Source organism: Romboutsia sp. 13368 (assembly GCF_018336475.1).
Classification (GTDB): Bacteria; Bacillota; Clostridia; order Peptostreptococcales; family Peptostreptococcaceae; genus Romboutsia.
Window position 1 is genome coordinate 1,086,512 of sequence record NZ_CP048741.1, and the last position, 736, is coordinate 1,087,247.

A 736-nucleotide genomic window follows, 5' to 3' on the forward strand; every position below is an offset into this window, starting at 1 on the left:
ATATTATAYTAGCTTATCATATTAATATTTCTCATTAAAATTCCATTCATAATAAAATTCATTTAGAAAATCTTCCATAATTTTATGTCTTTTTTCTGCTATTTCTTTTGCTGTATCTGTATTCATTAAATCTTTTAATTTTAATAATTTTTCATAGAAATGATTTATTGTATGATTTTCTGCACTTTTAACTTCATCTAAAGACTTAAAATCTATCGGCTTAATTTCTGGGTCATACATTAATCGATTTTTGCTTCCTCCATAGGCAAAGGTTCTAGCAATTCCTATAGCACCTATAGCATCAAGTCTGTCTGCATCTTGAACTACCTTTYCTTCAATAGTATGCTGTGTTGAGTCAACAACCCCACCTTTAAAGGACATAGTTTCTATTATTTTAATTATTTTCTTAATAGCATCATCATCTATATTTATGGATTTTAGAAAGTTTTCTGTAACTGTAGTATTTGTATCATTATCATTTGAAAATTTCCAATCATCAATATCATGTAATAATGCTGTCATTTCAACAATAAAAGAGTCTGCATTTTCTTTTTTCGCTATATATTTAGCTAGATTATATACCCTTTCTATATGAAACCAATCATGTCCACTTCCTTCACCATATAATTTATTTTTAACAAATTCTTTGGTTTTTTCTATCATTAAATTCTCATTCATTTTATTAACCTTTCTTTATGACACTATCTAACATAGATTTTCCTCTAGATACTTTAGT

Annotated in this window: 1 protein-coding gene; it reads right to left on the reverse strand. The window is 26.3% G+C overall.

The features are described 5' to 3' along the window. Window positions 1–21: 21 nt before the first annotated feature. Window positions 22–678, reverse strand: coding sequence for an HD domain-containing protein (locus G3997_RS04410; protein WP_296648705.1), 657 nt, complete (start codon window positions 676–678; stop codon window positions 22–24). Between the last annotated feature and the right edge of the window lie 58 nt (window positions 679–736).